The 1,912-nt window shown below is 49.4% G+C and carries 1 protein-coding gene; it reads right to left on the reverse strand.

Annotated elements, in window-relative coordinates; genetic code table 11:
* Positions 1 to 35: 35 nt before the first annotated feature.
* Positions 36 to 473, reverse strand: coding sequence for a hypothetical protein (locus tag EKG38_RS25535; protein ID WP_126523523.1), 438 nt, complete (start codon positions 471 to 473; stop codon positions 36 to 38).
* Between the last annotated feature and the right edge of the window lie 1,439 nt (positions 474 to 1,912).

The raw sequence follows: 1,912 nt of genomic DNA on the forward strand, positions 1-1,912 counted from the left end.
AATTGACTGTGTGCCCAGTCAACTTGGTTAGTAGTTCAGAGTAGTCCTTTGATGTCTGAAACTAGTTCAGCCCATGTATAGGCAGTACCCTTGGTAATGCATGTTTGGGCAAAAGGTCCAGCCTTAGCCCCTTTGAGTCGTGACAAAACTGCCAATACTGCTTCATGAGATTCAGGGGCGATGGCGTGCTCGTTTAGCTTGAGCCAGGCCCTCATCTTTGCCCACCATTCTTCAAACTTAGCTTTCGACCCATCATATTCTCCAGGGTCATTGAACACTTCAATCTTCTTAGAGTACCCTCCTCCTGAAGGTGCGGGTGCGGCAGCAGCAGGAGCATTCTCAAGTGCAGCAATTCGTCTTATGAGGTTATTTATAGTTCGGCTCTGCTCTGCCAATCCTTGGCGAGCAGCAGCGATCTTCTGTTCCCATTGCACATCAGGGTTGTCAAGCGTGTCCAAAACGGCTTGAGACATATTGATTGAAGCTTGTACGTAAAGATGCTTCTAAATGAAGAACTCGAGATCTCGATCGTAGATAGCCGGATCTTCCGTAAGTATATGAGGGGTGCGCCTAACTTCTTTAAGGGCGCGACGTGGACGTAATGTAGGGAGTAAGAATCTCGGCAGCCACTCGTTGTGCTGCTCCTGTCTGACAAACTTAGGGTTCTTCGGGAAGTATGTACGTCTGCCCTTTCTTGGGCGTGGTGCGGGGTATGGCGTAGGTGTGCGGTACCTAGCCCTTACTTCGTGCCTTTCACGTGGACCCTCTCTTTCCTCTACTATCCCTGCCTCTACCTGACGTATGTACTCGTCCACTAAAACTTCGGGAACGAATAGCCGATTGATAAAGTCTGGCAACTGGGGGTAGGCGGCTGGCGGCGCGTCGTTCGGATCTTCCGAAGCCGATTGAGAAAGGGGGTGAGATGAGTGAATAGGGGCGGGAGCGGCTACTTCTCCTCCTGGTATGAGGCAAGCGAGGTCCTTGTTCTTCGTCTGACCTGGCTTCCTGGTCTGCTCGTTGCCCTCCTTGACCGTCGTCTGACAACGCCGACTGCTCTCCGGATGTATTGAGTTGCTCTCCGCGCTCCCTTGCGTAAGAGGCGGGGCGATATACGTATGACCTGTATAAAGACACTAGCCAGTGCCACTAAGCGTTAGTCCGTGAGCCTTCTCTTCAAGTACGTTAAACGGTTTTACTTGTTGCTTGCGTTGGTCTTGTCCAGCAAGCATCGTAGCGAACAGAGTTAGTGATAAAGATCGAATCCTAGTGAAACACTCAGCCTCTCACATTGATAGGGGCGCTCACTAAGGCTGTTCGTCACTGGACAGTTGCTCTCAGACAAGGAGTACTGAGGGTGAAGGACAAGAGGATTCGATGCCTCTCTTGTCCGCTGTATTCGGGTATATATACTACATAGGGGTTTGTACGTATTTACCATAGATCTAGCCGATAACATAGAAAGCGTGAGGAAAGGGCATGTATCAACATAGCCATAGGGTAGATGAAAGTCCGGGACATGAGGGAAGCTCATGCGGAATGGAAGGGAAGCATGACATGAGGGAAACATATGCTGCCACGATCGTATATGCGATCGGTGCGTTCACCGTGAGGTGTGGCAGCCATTAAATATCAAATCGAATGGAGATGAGAAACATACGTAGACGGGGAGGCATAGATCCAAGGGGATCCGGGCATATGTGTGATCGGCATAGGGGCTGTCTGAGATAAGATAAGATAAAGGGACTTAGACGTTTCTAAGTCAAAAGGCGTCAAATAATAGCGGGAAAAATAGGGGAAAAAGCATATCGTAACAATTCAGATAGAGCCATAGTACCTACACATGGGTTGATAAATGCTGCAGGCCTAGACCTATATGTAGCAGCAGAAGCCACTGTACTAGCAAGAGAAAAGG

Origin of the sequence: Shewanella canadensis (assembly GCF_003966225.1) — a bacterium.
Classification (GTDB): domain Bacteria; phylum Pseudomonadota; class Gammaproteobacteria; order Enterobacterales; family Shewanellaceae; genus Shewanella; species Shewanella canadensis.

Coding starts and splice junctions, on each gene's coding strand:
- EKG38_RS25535 (WP_126523523.1), bottom strand. CDS start 473: ATGTCTCAAGCCGTTTTGGACACGCTTGACAACCCTGATGTGCAATGG.